General features: G+C 64.8%; 16 protein-coding genes. 2 read left to right on the top strand and 14 right to left on the bottom strand.

Features of this window, described 5'->3' with window-relative positions; all coding sequences use genetic code 11:
- Positions 1-1,662, bottom strand: a complete 1,662-nt coding sequence (gene mta, locus LLJ08_RS03740) for a glucan 1,4-alpha-maltotetraohydrolase (RefSeq protein ID WP_228208240.1) — start codon at positions 1,660-1,662, stop codon at positions 1-3.
- Positions 1,663-2,049: 387 nt separating this feature from the next.
- Between mta and LLJ08_RS03735 the strand changes: the two genes are divergently transcribed.
- Positions 2,050-3,342 (top strand): maltoporin, encoded by a 1,293-nt coding sequence (locus LLJ08_RS03735; RefSeq protein ID WP_101275073.1) that lies wholly within the window; start codon positions 2,050-2,052, stop codon positions 3,340-3,342.
- A gap of 122 nt (positions 3,343-3,464) precedes the next feature.
- On the top strand, positions 3,465-4,388 hold the full coding sequence (locus LLJ08_RS03730; protein WP_228208239.1) for a MalM family protein: 924 nt from the start codon (positions 3,465-3,467) through the stop codon (positions 4,386-4,388).
- Positions 4,389-4,449: 61 nt separating this feature from the next.
- Here the strand turns inward: LLJ08_RS03730 and LLJ08_RS03725 are convergent, their stop codons facing one another.
- From LLJ08_RS03725 to LLJ08_RS03665, 13 genes are all read right to left on the bottom strand, one after another.
- Positions 4,450-6,291, bottom strand: a complete 1,842-nt coding sequence (locus LLJ08_RS03725) for a nitric oxide reductase activation protein NorD (protein WP_014819182.1) — start codon at positions 6,289-6,291, stop codon at positions 4,450-4,452.
- A gap of 82 nt (positions 6,292-6,373) precedes the next feature.
- The gene (locus tag LLJ08_RS03720; protein WP_015275765.1) at positions 6,374-7,798 is read right to left on the bottom strand and encodes a cbb3-type cytochrome c oxidase subunit I; all 1,425 of its coding nucleotides are present in this window, start codon (positions 7,796-7,798) and stop codon (positions 6,374-6,376) included.
- Between the two features lie 44 nt (positions 7,799-7,842).
- Positions 7,843-8,283, bottom strand: a complete 441-nt coding sequence (locus LLJ08_RS03715; protein WP_014819180.1) for a c-type cytochrome — start codon at positions 8,281-8,283, stop codon at positions 7,843-7,845.
- Positions 8,284-8,551: 268 nt separating this feature from the next.
- Complete coding sequence (ahbB, locus tag LLJ08_RS03710; protein WP_014819179.1) at positions 8,552-9,058, bottom strand: siroheme decarboxylase subunit beta; 507 nt, start codon at positions 9,056-9,058, stop codon at positions 8,552-8,554.
- On the bottom strand, positions 9,033-9,476 hold the full coding sequence (locus LLJ08_RS03705; RefSeq protein ID WP_041016046.1) for an Lrp/AsnC family transcriptional regulator: 444 nt from the start codon (positions 9,474-9,476) through the stop codon (positions 9,033-9,035). Before LLJ08_RS03705 ends, ahbB (LLJ08_RS03710) begins: the two co-directional genes overlap by 26 nt.
- Complete coding sequence (gene ahbB / locus LLJ08_RS03700; protein WP_014819177.1) at positions 9,469-9,981, bottom strand: siroheme decarboxylase subunit beta; 513 nt, start codon at positions 9,979-9,981, stop codon at positions 9,469-9,471. Before ahbB (LLJ08_RS03700) ends, LLJ08_RS03705 begins: the two co-directional genes overlap by 8 nt.
- Positions 9,978-10,436: an Lrp/AsnC family transcriptional regulator gene (locus LLJ08_RS03695; RefSeq protein ID WP_014819176.1), complete on the bottom strand. Its 459-nt coding sequence runs from the start codon at positions 10,434-10,436 to the stop codon at positions 9,978-9,980. Before LLJ08_RS03695 ends, ahbB (LLJ08_RS03700) begins: the two co-directional genes overlap by 4 nt.
- 1 nt (position 10,437) lies before the next feature.
- Positions 10,438-11,613, bottom strand: coding sequence for a cytochrome D1 domain-containing protein (locus tag LLJ08_RS03690; RefSeq protein WP_014819175.1), 1,176 nt, complete (start codon positions 11,611-11,613; stop codon positions 10,438-10,440).
- A complete protein-coding gene (locus tag LLJ08_RS03685; RefSeq protein ID WP_014819174.1) occupies positions 11,610-11,951 on the bottom strand; it encodes a c-type cytochrome in 342 nt (113 codons plus the stop codon). The genes LLJ08_RS03690 and LLJ08_RS03685 overlap by 4 nt, the downstream gene beginning before the upstream one ends.
- Before the next feature lie 18 nt (positions 11,952-11,969).
- Complete coding sequence (locus LLJ08_RS03680; protein WP_045665498.1) at positions 11,970-12,284, bottom strand: c-type cytochrome; 315 nt, start codon at positions 12,282-12,284, stop codon at positions 11,970-11,972.
- Between the two features lie 322 nt (positions 12,285-12,606).
- On the bottom strand, positions 12,607-13,482 hold the full coding sequence (locus tag LLJ08_RS03675; protein ID WP_101275077.1) for an ethylbenzene dehydrogenase-related protein: 876 nt from the start codon (positions 13,480-13,482) through the stop codon (positions 12,607-12,609).
- 47 nt (positions 13,483-13,529) lie between these two features.
- The gene (locus tag LLJ08_RS03670) at positions 13,530-14,135 is read right to left on the bottom strand and encodes a cytochrome c3 family protein (RefSeq protein ID WP_003298726.1); all 606 of its coding nucleotides are present in this window, start codon (positions 14,133-14,135) and stop codon (positions 13,530-13,532) included.
- A gap of 69 nt (positions 14,136-14,204) precedes the next feature.
- Entirely contained in the window at positions 14,205-15,887 is a 1,683-nt protein-coding gene (locus tag LLJ08_RS03665) for a nitrite reductase (protein WP_045665496.1), read from the bottom strand.

The raw sequence follows: 15,887 nt of genomic DNA, 5'->3' as shown, positions 1-15,887 counted from the left end.
CTAGAGCCGGCCAACCGTGGTGGCGCCCTCACTGGGCGTCACGCTGTTGTTGGCCCCGCCCTGCCATTGCCGCACCAGCGTTGCGTTGGCCTCATTGCGGATCAGGCATTTCCATTCCACATCCTGGCCGGCAGGCAGGGAGATGCTGCCCTTCCAGGTCGGGTAGGCGCTGGTATCGGTCAGGCGCACGGCGGAGGCCGGGCTCCAGTTGCCGAGCTGGCTGACGTTGCCCACCGCGTAGACGCTGTCGCCCATCTGCGTCACGCCGTTGTCGCAGCGGAAATTCACACTGACCAGGCCACCCTCGCCACCGTCATCCCCGCCGCCATCACCCGTGCCGCTGCGCCAGACCCGCACCTGGCCGTTGCTGGCGTTGACCGCCTCGCTGAAGCTGCCGCTGGCGACCTGTCCGGGATTGCCCAGATCGGAGTTGAGCGCCACCACCAGGGTCTGCTGGCTGCCGCTGACGGTGGCGACCAGGCCGCTGTAGCCGCTGTGGAAGGTGATCGCCGAATCGGCACGCACGCCGGCTGCGCGACGTACCTGAATCAGCTGGCGGATGAAGTCGCCGTAGCCCCAGTCGTACATGTGCGACCAGTACACCACCGGCGTGCCGGGGCTGGTGAGGATGTAGGCGTAGGCCTGGCGGATCAGCCCGTCCTGCAGCGCCCAGTGGTGCTGGCCACCGTTTTGCCCGGGCGAGTAGCCGGTGTCATGGTTGTCGACGAAGGTCACCGCCACCTCGCGCCAGCGCGGGTCCGGGTTGCCATTCAGACCGTTCTTCCAGTCGGCGACCGACCCGTTCTGCATGCGCTCCTTGAGCGCGAAGTCGAACACCGGGCACTTGGCCCGGTCGGACCAGTCCTTGATGATCTGCTGCCAGCTGGCCGTGTTGCGCCAGTCCCAGCTTGGGTATTCGGAGGGGCCTTTCCACAGTTCGCCGACGCAAAAGCTGTTGTCGGCGCTGTCGGTCATCCAGCTGTCGACCCGCTCCGGCGCGTAGCCGCGGACGAAGTCGAAGCGGAAACCGCCGGCACCGTATCCGCTGCGCAGGTTGGCGAATTCGTCGCGGAACATGCCATAGACCTGCGGATGGCCGGTATTGAGGTCCGCATCGCCGCCGATGAAACGATCACCGTCGTCGCAGTCGTTGGGGTAGTTGCCCGGGTCGGCGCAGTCGTTGCGCCAGAAGCCCTGGCCGGCCGGGAGGTTGATTTCCTTGTCCGGGTAGCCGCGGTTCATGTGGTTGGGCACGACGTCGTAGAGCACCTTCACCCCGGCACCGCCAAGCGCGCCGGCGGCCTGGCGCAGCTGGGCGTCGCTGCCGTAGCGGCCGTTCTTGTTGAAGTCGTGCCAGAAATAGCCCTCACCGCCGCCGGACTTGCTGCCGTCGCTCCAGCTGGAGAAGTCACGCCAGGGCACCGGCATCCAGATTGCCGAGAAGCCGTCGGCAGCGATGGTCGAGGCCTGTTGGCGGAGGATGCTGTACCAGTCGTTGGGCGCCTCGCGGACGACGTTCCAGTGGAAGCCCTGGAGGATGATTTCGTCGCCGCCGTGGTAACGCACGGCGTTGGGGCTCTTGCCGGCCTGGTCGGCCATTGACTGCAGCGGCAACGGCAGCAGGATCGCCGCCAATACGGCGGCACGCAGGATGTGGCTCATCGCAATACTCCGGTTCTTGTGCTTGTTCGGGTATCCGACGGCAGGGCCGCCAGACGAGGATGAACGCCGGCCGGGTCTTCGGCCGGCACCCGCAGGCTGCCCCTGCACGCCCCCGTCACCAACCTCCCCCGCTCCGTTGCAGGCGGCGTAGTGGCCAGGCCGAAGGCCCCTGGCAATCATCTGCGCCCCTCCCGTCTCATCCCCGCCCCGGGGATTACGCCGTTCTCATCCCTGGTACGCCCTCACCCTGCGCCAACGAAATCCGCTGCCGGGAGGATGCCGCCCCCTGCCCTTTCCCCGAGGCTTCTGCCACCGAGCTGCGCCGCCCCTGGCTGGCAGCGACGGCGTGATCGATTCGGCATTAACAAGAAAAACAAGGACCTCGTCATGAAGCACACCGCGCACCCAAGCTTTGCCCGCAAACCCGCCTGCCTGCTCGCCGCCCTGCTGGTCAGCGGCCCGGCCCTGGCGGTCGACTTCCACGGTTACCTGCGCTCGGGCGTCGGCGCCACGGCGGGCGGCGGCGACCAGGCCTGTTTCCAGGCCGCCGGCGCTCCGGCGAAATATCGTCTGGGCAACGAATGCGAAACCTACGCCGAGATCGGCCTCGGCCAGGAGGTGTGGAGCGAAGGCAACCGCAGCTTCTACGTCGACAGCATGATCGCCTACCGCTCCGACCAGGGTAACGACTGGGAAGCCGGCGGCACCGATACCGACGGCGGCGAGAACAACCCCTTCGACGAGGCCGGCACCACCTCCATCCGCCAGTTCAACGTGGTCGGCAAGAATCTCATCCCGAGCCTGCCGGGCGCGGCGATCTGGGCCGGCAAGCGCTACTACAAGCGCCACGACGTGCACATCAACGACTACTACTACTGGGATGTCTCCGGCCCCGGCGCCGGCATCGAGGACATCGACCTGGGCTTCGCCAAGGCCAGCGTGGCGTGGATCCGCAACACCGACGGCGACTGGGTCTACCAGGGCTCGGGCACCGGCACCAACCTGGCCAACGACACTCTCGACTTCCGCCTCGCCGAGATCGACGTCAACCCGGGCGGCAAGCTGGAAATCGGCTACGACTACGGCAAGGCCAACCTCACCGACGAACAGGAACGCGATCCCGGATACGAGGACCAGAAAGGCCATCTGGTCACCCTCGAGCACACCCAGAGCGACTGGTTCGGCGGCTACAACAAGCTCGCCCTGCAATACGGCACCGACGGCATCATTGGCAGCAGCGGGCGCAACAGCACCGGTAACAGCGACGGCAAGATGTTCCGCCTGGTCAACCAGGGCGTGGTGGGCCTGAGCGACAACATCGAGATGATGTACGTGCAGATCTACGAGGACCGCGACTTCGACAACGACTCCGGGCAGACCTGGGCCAGCTTCGGCGTGCGCCCGGTGTACAAGTGGAGCGACGTGATGAGCACCGCGCTGGAGTTCGGTTACGACCGGGTCGATCCGCAGGCCGACGGCGAAAGCACCCGCGACCTCAAGAAGCTCACCCTGGCCCAGCAGTGGTCGGCCGGCAACAGCTTCTGGGCGCGCCCGCAGATCCGCGTGTTCGCCACCTACGCGCAGTGGGACGGCGGCCGTTACCAGGCGGCCAGCGAGTCCATCGATGCCGGTGACGACGACGGCCTGACCTTCGGCGTGCAGGCCGAGGCCTGGTGGTAAGCCGCAACGTTTAAGTGCCGTCGCGGACCGACCGCGACGGCGCCCTTTCCGCTCCCACCGTCCAGACGGTGCCTTTGCCCCGACGCTGGCAGGTCGGGGCATTTTTTGTTCGGAGAACCACCATGCATCGCTTGTCCTTCCTTACCGCCGGGCTATTGGCCCTGGCGCTCGCCGGTTGCAGCAGCGAGCCGCTGCGCCGGGTCGATGCCCTCACCACGAGCCCCAAACCGCTGGAACAGCCGATCGGGCAAGCCCGTAGCGCGCTGGCCGCGGCGCCGACCTGCTGCAGCGGTATCGAGCAGTTGCCGTTCGAGCCGCTCAAAGCCGGTTTCGCCGGTGACGTACTGATCGACACCCAGGCACCGGCCTACAGTTTCAAGACCGGCAAGAGCTTCTTCCGCGCCTTCGCCCTGCCGGCCGGCGGCCCCTCGTTCGAGATCCGGCTCTACAGCCAGGCCGGCAGCAGCGTGCTGGCGCCCAACGCCATGCTGCTCGACAGCCGCATGCGCCCGACCCGCCTGCTCGACGCCGACGACTTCGCCTACGTACCGCCGACCGGGCTCAAGGGCGACAGCCTCGACGCGCGCCTGCGCATCGATCGCTCGCAGCCCGATCATCCGGGCAACGAGCGCTACCTGATCCTCTACACCAGCGACGCGCAGATGGCCGGCCAGACCGTGCTGCAGCACCCGGCCAAGGCCTACGCCAAGGCGCTGGGCAACGAGCCGCCGAGCATCCCCGACCCGGTGGCGAAGCACTCGCCAGCAGGCGTGATCCGGCTGGTGATGATCCCCGACAACGCCGCCGGCTCGACCGCCAAGGGCTACGTACCGGGCTACAGCATCGGCCAGGAGATGGGCAACGAACTGCCCAGCGCGCCGGCGCCGACGGTGCTGCCGGAGACCTCGGCGTACTATCGCCAGGCGATCGATGCCGCGCTGGCGCAGAAGGATCTCGAACGCGCGCTGCGCCTGGCCGACGAAGCGGCACGGGTTGGCGACAGTACGGCCAAGCAGCACCTGCTCGAACGCATCGAGATCCGCTGAGAGACGAGGTTCGCGGCACGGCAAACGCGTCGCGAACATCGCTATGGAGGGGTGAAGCGCGTTAGGACTGGGTCAGCTGCTTGTACAGCTGCGGCAGGCGGAACGGCAGCTGTTGCGGCTCCTTGATCAGGGTGTAGCCGTTGGCGCCGAACATGTACGGCAGATAATCACCGGCCTCGCGGTCGATGGTGATGCAGAACGGCAGCAGACCCTGCTTGCGCGCTTCCATGACGGCCTGGCGGGTATCTTCGACGCCGTAACGGCCTTCATAGAGGTCAAGATCGTTCGGCTTGCCGTCGGTGACCAGCAGCAACAGCTTGCGCCGCTGCTTGCAGTTGCCGAGCAGTTCGGTGGCCTGGCGGATGGCCGCACCCATGCGTGTGTAATAGCCGGGCTTGAGCGCCTGGATACGGCCGCGGGTTTCATCGCCATAGGGCTGGCGGAAGCTCTTCAGCTCCTGCATGCGCACCTGCTGGCGACGCAGCGAGGAGAAGCCGTACAGCGCGAACGGATCGCCCACCGCCGACAGCGCTTCGCCGAACAGCAGCAGGCTGTCGATGACCACATCAATCACTCGGTGCTCGTTGTCCAGGTGCGCGTCGGTGGACATGGACAGATCGGCCAGCAGCAGGCAGGCCAGGTCGCGGCGATTCTGCCGTTGCTCCATGAACAGGCCACGTTCGGCACACTGGCCGTTCTGCCGCTCGACGTGGAAATCGAGCCAGGCCTGCATGTCCAGCTCCGAGCCCTGGGGTTGCTGGCGCAGCCACTGGCGGTCGTTGCGCAGGTGCTCGAACTGCCGACGCAAACGTCGCGCCAGCGGCGACAGGTGCAGCGGCAACGGCTTGGCCTCGGCGCCGCGCGGCAGCATCAGCTGCAGGTTGACGAAATCCTTCTGCAGGCACTGCTTGCGATAGTCCCACTCGGGCAGCTTGATGCCTTCGCCCAGCGGCACATCGTCGAAATCCGCGGCCGGCAGGTCCAGGTCCAGCTTGAGCCCGCCGCCCTGGCGCATGCGCTGACGGGACAGCGCCAGCTCGTCGAGATCCTCGGCAACACGGGCCGCGTCGAGGTCCTCGGTGTCGTCGCCGCAGCGGTCCAGTTCGATGTGCTCGGACCAGCTGAACAGGTTCTCCAGACGGAACAGCAGCAGACCGCCCTTGCTGGAGCTCTCGTCCACCCGCCGGGCGCGCTTGCGCTGGCGCGATTCGCCGCCGGGTGGGGTTTCCAGATTGCCCTCGCCTTCCTCGGCGCGCTGGGCGGCCTGGGGTTCACCGAGGTTGTCCGCCGGATACAGCCACAGCGGCAGCGGCCAGGGCGCGCGCTCACTGCGCGGGAACTGGCTGACGCTGCCCGGCTCGCGCAGGGCCTGGCATAGCGCCGCTTCCAGCGCGGCCTCGGCCTTGGGCAGCTGGCTCGGGTCCGGGCGCAGCTGCAGATGGGCTTCGACCAGGCGTTGATAGCGCGGGCGCATGGCCGGAAAATGTTCAAGGATTGCCTGCGTCCAGCGCTGGTTGTCGCGCGCCCAGTGGCGCATCGGCCCGGCCTGCGCGGCGAGCAGCGCCAGCCAGCGATACAGATCCTGGTTCAGCGAGACTTCCGGATAGACCGCCAGGCTCTGCGGCAGCCGCAGGTTGCTGGCGTCACACCAGGCCACCGGCAGTTGCTTGCAGGTCCCGGCGACCTGTTGCAGCAGGTTGCGCCTGAGCAGCAGATCACGCGCGCTGGCGGCTTCGACGCCGACCCCGCTGGCGCCACCCATGGCGCGGAACAGCAGCGACAGCGGCCGCTGCATGCTCTCGAGCTCGACCCGTGCTTCCGGAAAATCCGGGTTGGCGCGACGGGTGATGAAGCGGTGCCAGACACTACCGACCCACTCTTCCACTTCGATGGTAAAGGCCATGGCGGTTACTCCGTGCAGGCACTGAAAAAGCAAAACGGCCCGCTGTTACCAGTCGGGCCGTCGATCCTCATTGCGACTTGTCTCAGGCCGCGGCGGCAGCTGCTGCTACGACCGGTACCCGACCGCGCTGGCGGAAGCTGTACAGGTAGCAGACCAGGCCGATCAGGAAGAACACCCCGGCGATCAGACGCAGCCAGAAGAAGATGGCCAGCTGGTCAGCGGTGTTCATGAACGACATGGCAGCGCCATCGGCAGGGATCCGCTGCAGCCACACCTGCACCACGCCGGCTGCGGTGAGGAACAGGGTGATCGCGACCATGGAGATGGTCATCAGCCAGAAGCCCCAGACTTCGATGCGCTGAGCACGTGCATCCGGTGCTTCGCCCAGGCCACGCAGACGCGGCATGGCGTAGCTGATCATGGTCATCACGATCATCGCGTAGGCACCGTAGAAGGCCAGGTGGCCGTGTGCGGCAGTCAGCTGCGAACCGTGGGTGTAGTAGTTCACCGGAGCCAGGGTGTGCAGGAAGCCCCACACGCCGGCACCGAGGAAGGCAGTCACGGTGGTGCCGATGGCCCACAGCGAAGCGGCCTTGTTCGGATGCTCGCGGCGACGACGGTTAACCATGTTCAGCGAGAACAGCACCATGGCGAAGAACGGCAGCGGTTCCAGGGCGGAGAAGATCGAGCCCAGCCACAGCCACACGGTCGGTGCGCCGATCCAGAAGAAGTGGTGACCCGTACCGATGATGCCGGTGATCAGAGCCATGGCGATGATCACGTACAGCCACTTCTCGACCACTTCGCGGTCCACGCCGGTGATCTTGATCAGGACGAAGGCCAGCATCGAACCCATGATCAGTTCCCACACGCCTTCCACCCACAGGTGCACGACGAACCACCAGTAGTACTTGTCGCGTGCCAGGTTCTCGGGGTTGTAGAAGGAGAACAGGAAGAACACCGCGAGACCGATCAGACCGGTCATCATCACCGTGCTGACCACGGTCTTGCGACCCTTGAGCATGGTCATGCCGACGTTGTAGAGGAAGCCCAGGGCCACCACCACGATGCCGATCTTGGTGATCGTCGGCTGCTCGAGGAACTCGCGTCCCATGGTCGGCAGCAGTTCGTTCTTGGTCATTTCCGCCAGCCCTGCATAGGGCACGAAGAGATAACCGAGAATGGTCAGCACGCCGGCCGCGGCGAACACCCAGAACAGGATGATGGCCAGTTTCGGACTGTGCAGTTCGCGGTCCGCTTCCTCGGGAATGAGGTAGTAGGCCGCACCCATGAAGCCGAACAGCAACCAGACGATCAGCAGGTTGGTGTGAACCATCCGTGCCACGTTGAATGGCAGCAGCGGGAACAGGAAGTCACCGATGACGTACTGCAGCCCCATGATCAGACCGAACAGGATCTGACCGACGAACAGGATCAGTGCAAACACGAAGTAGGGTTTGGCAACGGCCTGCGATTGGAATTTGAGATGCGGATTGATGATGCTCATCTCGTGGCCCCTCCAGTGAAATCGGAAACAAAGACGTCCATCAATCAACCCTCCCTGTTTGGCGGCCAGTTGTTGGTATCGATCTTCGAAGTCCACTTGAGGAACTCCGCCATATCGTCAACTTGCTGTTCGGTCAGATTGAACTGGGGCATCGCACGACGACCGGGGGCGCCGAGTGGCTGGGCCTTCATCCAGGCGTGCAGGAAGGGCTTGAAGGCCTCTTCACCACCACGACGGACGAACACGTTGCCCAACTCCGGCGCGAAGTAGGCGCCTTCACCGAGCAGGCTGTGGCAGCCGATGCAGTTGTTGTTTTCCCAGACTGCCTTGCCGCGTACTACCGCTTCGGTCATTTCCGATTCGTTCGTGCGTTCGGGGAAAGTCTGCTCTGTGTGGTAGGTAAGACCGAGGAACACCAGGAAGAAGAACACGCTTCCTCCGAAGTAGATATTCCTGGCCATTCCTTTGGTGAAGGTCTCGGACATGGTCGCCTCCTCATGGCTTGGCGTGGCCAGTTTAAGAAGGGGGCTATCGAAACCTGCTTGATGGCAATCAAGAAAAACCTGAACGTGGCAGTAGGGCTTTCTGGAGACCCTGCAGGAGGAGCGCAAAGCCAGACGCCACGGGGGCTACAGCGCGCTGCGGAACACTGGCCTGCATTTTCGGCGGCGTGACCGTGGCTATATGAGTGCCCCGCGCGGCGATCGCACGCAGGCACTGCCGACACCCTGATGGGCGCCGGCAGGCCGAGAATCAGGCGCGGCGTTGAGTCGCCAGGCGCAGGCCGGTCTTCTTCAGAATGCGGCTGGACACCAGCATCTCGTTGGCCCGGCAGGCGTTGCCCAGCAGCGCACGAATCTGGTTGCGGTATGCCTCGATATCACTGGCATCACGCCCATGCACCATGGCGAACAGGTTGTATGGCCAGCCTTCCTGCCGTGGTCGGCGATAGCAGTGACTGACGAAAGGCTGGGCACCGATCAGCGCACCCAGTCGCGCGATCTCGGCATCGTCGACGTCCCACACGGTCATGCCGTTGTGCCGATAGCCGAGGCGGTAGTGGTTGGGTATCGCCGCGATACGCCGGATCGCGCCGTCCGCCTGCAGCCGCTGCAGCAGCGCCAGGGTGGCGTCGACGTCGATGCCCAGCTCCCCGGCGAGCCAGGCCCAGGGATCGGCCACCAGCGGCAGCCCGGCCTCGGTCAGCTCGATCAGGCGGCGGGTCAGGCCATCGTCAGACGGGGAAGTGCAAACCGACATGGAAGGTTTCCTCTTTCGGCAGATTCAGCACCGCCAGGCCGGTCTTGGCCTCGATGCGCGCGATGCTCTCGGCGATGCCCTGCGGGGTCTCGCAACCGAGCACGAACCACATGTTCCAGCGGTGTTCGCGGCGGTAGTTGTGTGCCACTTCGGGCATCGCCTCCAGCTGCGCGGCGACCTCGTCGAAGCGCGCCTCCGGCACCGACAACGCGGCCAGGGTGAAAGCGCCGCCAAGCCGGTCGATGTCGAACATCGGCCCGAAGCGGGTCAGCGTGCCGTCGTCGAGCAATGCCTGGACCCGCTCGCGCAGGGCCACGGACGTGCTGCCCAGCTCCTCGGCCAGCGCCTCCCAGGGGTGGCGCACCAGCGGCAGGCCATGCTGCAAACGATTGATCAACAGCCGGTCGAATTCATCCATTGGCGACCTCGAGCAGCGGCGGTGCAAAACGGCCACCGCACTGCTTGAAGGCCCGCGTGCTGAACAGCAGCTGATGCGGTACATCGCTCAGACCGTTGTCCGCCAGCAGGCGCTCGATCAGCTGGCAGACCTGCTCGCGCTCGCGGCCATGGACCATGCAGAACAGGTTGTAGGGCCACTGCGGCAGACGCCGCGGGCGCTGGTAACAGAGATTGACTCCGGCAGCCTGGCCAAGACGTCGACCGACTTCGTCGACCTGCGCGTCGGGGATGTCCATCACCAGCATGGCGTTGGCGCGAAAGCCCAGCGCGCGGTGCTTGAGCACCAGGCCGAAGCGGCGGAACAGCCCTTCTTCCTGCCAGCGTTGAATCTGCTCCAGCACCCGCTCCTCGACGCTGCCGATCTGCTCGGCGAGCCGCTGGTAAGGCCGCGCGGCCAGCGGCAGGCCACCCTCGAGCAGGCGGCGCAGCTGCAGCGCCTGCAGGTCATTGAGACAACCGGTCATGATGGATCTCCCAGCGGGAAGCCGAGGTCGATGCGAAAGGCCTGCTGCATCGGCAGGTCGAGCGGTGTCAGCCCGGTGTCGGCTTCGATCTCGGCCAGCAGCCGGTCGATGTGTGGCCGATCCGGCCCGGTCAGCACGAACCAGAGGTTGTAGCGATGCTCGCGCAGGTAGTTGTGGTTGACCTCGGGAAACGCATTGATGCGCGCCGCGACCTGCTCCAGCCGCGCCGCGGGCACGGCCAGCGCGACCAGGGTGCTGGCGCCGGCACGGCTGTGCTCGAACACCGGGCCGATGCGCGACAGGCCACCGCCCTCATGCAGTTGTTCGAGACAGGCGAGCACCTCGTCCTCGCTGCAGCCAAGCTCGTCGGCCATGGCGCGGTAGGGCTCGGCGCACAGCGGCATGCCGTGCTGGTAGCGGTCGATCAGGCGGCGACTGAGGGCGTCGATGTGCATGTCACAACCCCGTCTCGTGGGCGCGGCTGCTGAAGAAGATGCCGCTCGGACTCTGCGCCGGCAGTCGCTTGAGCAGCTTCAGGGTGTAGGGGTCCCAGACCTGGATTTCCTCGCCATCGCGCACCGACAGCCAGAGCTGATCGCCGCGGGCGGTGAACTCCATGTGCAGCACGGCCGGGCCCGGTTCCAGATCGGCGATGACCTCGTGGGTCTCGCTGTCGATGACCTGGACCTTGCCGTTGTCGGGGTGGGCGAAGTTGACCCAGATCTGCCGCGCGTCAGGTCGTGCCATGACGAAGATCGGCTGACCGGCAACGTCGATGGCGTCGGTCTGCTGCCACTTCTCGGAATCCATCACCAGCACACGATGCTGGCCGACGGCGGGGACAAAGGTCTGGTTGCCGGCCACGGTCCAGCCTTCCAGGTGCGGCATCTTGTAGACCGGCAGTTTCTGCTGGCCGCGGCCATAACCATCGAGAATGCGCTCGACGCCACGCTCGGGATGCCAGAGGTCGATCTTGGCCATGCCGTCCTCGCCGAACAGGCCGGCGATGTAATAGCGCCCTTCAGGAGTCAGCAGCGCATCGTAGGGTTGGCGGCCGATACCCTCGAAACGGGTGATCTGCGGCTCGTTGCCCTGGCTGAAATCCAACAGCCAGGTTTCATCGGTATCGAACAGGCTGTAGATGAAGCGCCGACCGGGCACGTCGATCACGCCGACCACCCGCGAATTGCGGCTGCCGTCGGCCAGCGGCGTCGCCGGTATGTCGGCGACCAGCTCCAGGGTCTTGGCATCGAATACCTTCACCCCACCCGGCTCGTAGTTGCCGACTGCGATCAGCGTGCCGTCCTGGCTGATGGCGCCACCGATGCTGTTGCCACCCTGGATGACGCGACGATCGATGCGCTGGCGCAGCAGGTCGACCTTGGTCAGCCCGCCGTCGCGGCCGAATACGTAGGCGTAACGCTGATCGCGGGAAAACACCACCGAGGCATGGGACAGGTCGCCCAGCCCCTCGATGCGGGCGAGCTGGCTCTGGTTGCTGCTCTCGATGATCTGCAGACTACCGGTGGCGCGCTCCACCACCACCCCGAGGTCACCGGTGCCGCGCAGCGGTTGCTGTGCACAGGCCGCGAGCAGACCGGCCGCAGCCAGCAGCAGAAAAGGACGAATCATGGCTTGGGATATCCTTCGAGCAGGCGGTCGACCAGGTAGGCGATGTCCTGCTCGTCGAGCAGGGCATTCCAGCCGGGCATGGCCGTACCGGGGCGGCCGTGGGTAACGGTGGCGATCAGACTGTCACGGGGTTTGCCGGCTAGCGCCTCGCGGGTGAGCGCGGGGCCAAGACCGCCGGTCATGCGCAGGCCATGGCAGGAGCCACAGTCCTGAAGCAGCAGATGGTCGAGCGTTGCCTGGCGTTCGGCAGTAGGTGCTGCGGCCAGGGCAAGGGGAAACAATAGAAAGGACGCCAGGGCCAGCCCCAGACGTGAAACGGCGTGTCGGGCAACTGTCATGGCGTCCTCCGGTGCAGCTTACTTGAGGCTAAGAACCCACTCGGCGAGGGTCTTGGCTTCTTCTTCGGTGACCGGGTTTGGCGGCATCGGGATCGGACCCCAGACGCCCTGGCTGCCGTTCTTGATGTGGCCGGCCAGCAGATCGGCAGCGCCGTCCTGCCCTGCGTACTTGGCGGCGACTTCCTTGAACGCCGGGCCTACCAGCTTGGCATCGATGCTGTGGCAAGCCGCGCAAGGCTTGCTCTTGAACAGCGCCTCACCATCCTGCGCCAGTGCCGGCTGCAGGGTCAGCGCGCCGCCCAGGGCGAGCATCGGGATAAGGATTTTCTTCATTAGATCTTTTCCTCAAGGCTAAAGGGGAGAGCGTTACCGCCCACCCAAAGGGTGCTCAGCAAAACGCACTGAGCAAGTGCACGGTAAATTTACCGCTTGTGCTAGGCAACCTTTTGTCCTTGGTCATTGTTTGTGGGTTCCGGGACTTCGAACGGCTGCTTCGCGACCGGTGCGGGCAGGCTCAGGATGAATGAGCCACCATGCCGGTTCCTTGATTGCAATCAAATCATCCCATTGGCACGACTGTGCCGTCGCCGGCCGGTGGTCGGACACCGGAAAAGCACAAGGCCGGCATTGCGCCGGCCCGTTGCTTGCCGCCTGGTTACTGCTTGGCGGCAGTGATATCGCCCTGGGCGTCGATACCCAGCGTGTAGCCGAGCGAAACGTGGTGGTAGCGCCCGGTGGCGTTGTCGTCATGAATGGCGAAGCCGAAGTTGTAGACATTGCCCGGAGCCAGCGTCACGTCACCCTCGCCGCCCGCGAACTTGCGGGTGAACACGACCGTCCAGGTATCGCCGTCGAGCTGGCCCTGGGCATCGACCAGCGCCTGGCCGCCCTCCATCACCCGCTCGGTGGCGACATGACCGTCGAAGGCCTTGTTCTCACCGCTGCGCCACTGGTTCAGGTCATAGAAGATCCCGTTGGCCAGCGAGCCGTCCTTGACGTACTTGGTCTTGGTGTCGGCTGCGCCCGGCATGGTCCGCGCGTCGCCGTGGCAGCTGCCCCAGCAACCGCCCGCCTCGGCCAGCTGGACCTTGGAACCACCTTCGAGCATGTAGGCGATCTTCACCGGGTTGTCGGCGTCCATCGGCGCCGCGCCGGATGCTGCTGGCTGTTTCCAGGTGAAGCGCAGGTAGAGGTTTTCGCCGTCGTTGGCGGCCTGCACCTTGGCATTGATAAACGGCGCCTTGCCATCGATCGGCGTGGGCTCGAGCGTCTGGCCGCTGGCCATCTTGCCGCCCATGTCCTCGACTTCTTCGGAGTGGCAGCCAGCGCAGGTTTCGCCTTTCTTCAGGGCCCGTGCACCACCGTGCTCGGTACCCTTGGTGATCCATTCCACCGGCGACACGCCGGGGTAGAACAGGGTGACGTCGGTCGCTGCCACCGCGTTCCAGTCGGCCGGCGCCGCGGCCATTGCAGTCTGTGCGCCGAAGGCGATTACCGCCCCCACCGCACTGGCCATCAGAGTCTTTTTCATAATCGGTTCCTCATCATCGATGGTTGGCTGGCCCGACGGACCGCAGTTCAGTCTTCGTCTTCTTCGGTCATCCCTTCGGGCAGGTGGTGCGCGATGCCCTTGTGGCAAGCGATGCAGGTCAGGTTGTCTTCGCGAGCCATCTCGTGCTGCTTGCGGGCTCGCTGCTTCTGCATGTCGGAGCTCATGCTTTCCAGGCTGTGGCAGTTGCGGCATTCGCGGGAATCGGATGCCCGCATCCGCGCCCATTCGCGACGCGCCAGGGTCAACCGCTTGGCCTCGAACTTCTCGGCGGTGTCGATGGTGCCGACGATCTTGCCCCACAGCTCCTTGGAGGCCTCGACCTTGCGCACCATCTTGTGCGTCCAGTCGCGCGGTACATGGCAGTCCGGGCAGGTCGCACGGACACCGGTGCGGTTGGCGTAGTGAATGGTCTCCTTGTACTCGGGGTAAACGTTGTCACCCATCTCGTGACAGGAGATGCAGAAGGTTTCGGTGTTGGTGGCCTCCAGCGCGGTGTTGAAGCCGCCCCAGAAGACGATACCGGCAACAATGCCCACCACTAGAATGCCGCCGAGCGAGTAGCGCGCGCTCGGCCGCCGCAGTAGCGCAAGGATGCCGCCCTTCTTTTGCTTGTTGCCGTCTTGATCTGTCATGGAATCTGTTCCCTTGCCAGACCCACCGCGCCAGGCGCGGTGGGTGTTAACAGGCAATCCTCGGGCGGATTAATACACGTCGTGCATGGTGTTGAAGACGTTGAACTTGCCGGTCGGCGTGACGATCGCCGGGTCGGTGATCACCTTCTTCAGCTTCAGCGTCTTGTCGTCGTAGATGACGATTGCGGACTGGTCGGTCTTGCCGCCCCACAGGGAGATCCACACTTCGTCACCGGCCACGTTGTACTCGGGGTGGGTGGCGCGACGGATCGCCTTGCTTTCCGGCAGCCCGGAATCCTTGGCGACGTCGAGACGCTTGGGCTCCTTGCTCAGGTCGTTGAGGTCATAGACGTAGACGGACTCGGCGACTTCCCGCTCGGGGTTCATAGGCGCGTCGGCCCAGAGGTTCTTCGACTTCGGATGGGTCTTGACGAACAGGTTGCCGGCACCCGGCATCTTCAGTTCCTGCACCACCTTCCAGTTGTGCTCCTTGTACTTGGCGTACTTCGGATCGTCGGAAGCGGTGGAGATCAGCGAGACCACGTCATCGCCAAGGTGACCGGTGGTCCAGACCGGGCCGAACTGCGGATGGATGAAGTTGGCGCCGCGACCCGGGTGCGGGATCTTCGCGGTGTCGACCAGCGCGGCCAGCTTGCCGGTCTTGGTATCGACCGCAGCGACCTTGTTCGAGGCGTTGGCAGCAACCATGAAGTAGCGCTTGGAGTAGTCCCAGCCGCCGTCATGGAGGAACTTGGCCGACTCGATGGTGGTGGTCTTGAGGTTCTTCAGATCGGTGTAGTCGACCAGGATGATCTGCCCGGTTTCCTTCACGTTGACCACCCACTCCGGCTTGATGTGCGAAGCGACGATGGACGCCACGCGCGGCTCGGGGTGGTATTCGCCGTCGACGGTCTGACCGCGGGTCGACACGACCTTGATCGGCTCCAGGGTCTCACCGTCCATGATCGAGTACTGCGGCGGCCAGTAGGTGCCACCGATTAGGTACTTGTCCTCGTAGCCCTTGAACTTGGAGGTGTCCACGGAACGGGCATCGGAGCCCAGACGCACGGTGGCGACGGTGGTCGGCTCTTCGTACCACATGTCGATGATGGTGGTCAGGCCGTCGCGGCCAACGGTATAGACGTAGCGGCCGGAAGCGGACAGGCGCGAGATGTGTACCGCGTAGCCGGTGTCCAGCACCTTCCAGATGGTGTGGGTATCGCCGTCCACCAGGGCCAGCTTGCCGGCATCGCGCAGGGTGATGGCGAATACGTTCTGCAGGTTGATCTTGTTCAGCTGCTTCTTCGGACGCTGATCAATCGGAACGATCAGCTTCCAGCTGTCCTTCATGTCCTGCAGGGAGAACTCTGGCGGCACATCCGGAGTGTTCTGGATGTAGCGCGCCATCATGTTGATCTCTTCCTTGGTGAGGATGTCGTCATAGTTGACCATCCCGCCCTCGGTGCCATAGGCAATGATGTTCTCCAGGCGCTTGGTGCCCAGATTGAGGGTGCCGCCCTCGGTCTTCTTGCCATCCGCGTCGGTCTTGCTCCAGTGCGGCTCGAGGTTCTTGCCCGTGGCTCCTTTACGCAGAACGCCGTGGCAACCGGCACAGCGTTCGAAATAGATCTGCTTGGCCGCTTCCTTTTCTTCGGCGGTCATCTCTGGGGCAGCAGCCTGGGCGACGGCCAGACCAAGCAACGAAAGGCCGGCGATCAGGCCAGCCAGAATAGGTTTACCGACATTGCTCAT

It is taken from the genome of Stutzerimonas chloritidismutans, assembly GCF_020783375.1.
Taxonomy (GTDB): Bacteria; Pseudomonadota; Gammaproteobacteria; order Pseudomonadales; family Pseudomonadaceae; genus Stutzerimonas; species Stutzerimonas kunmingensis.
This window is presented reverse-complemented; position numbering and strand designations above follow the sequence as displayed.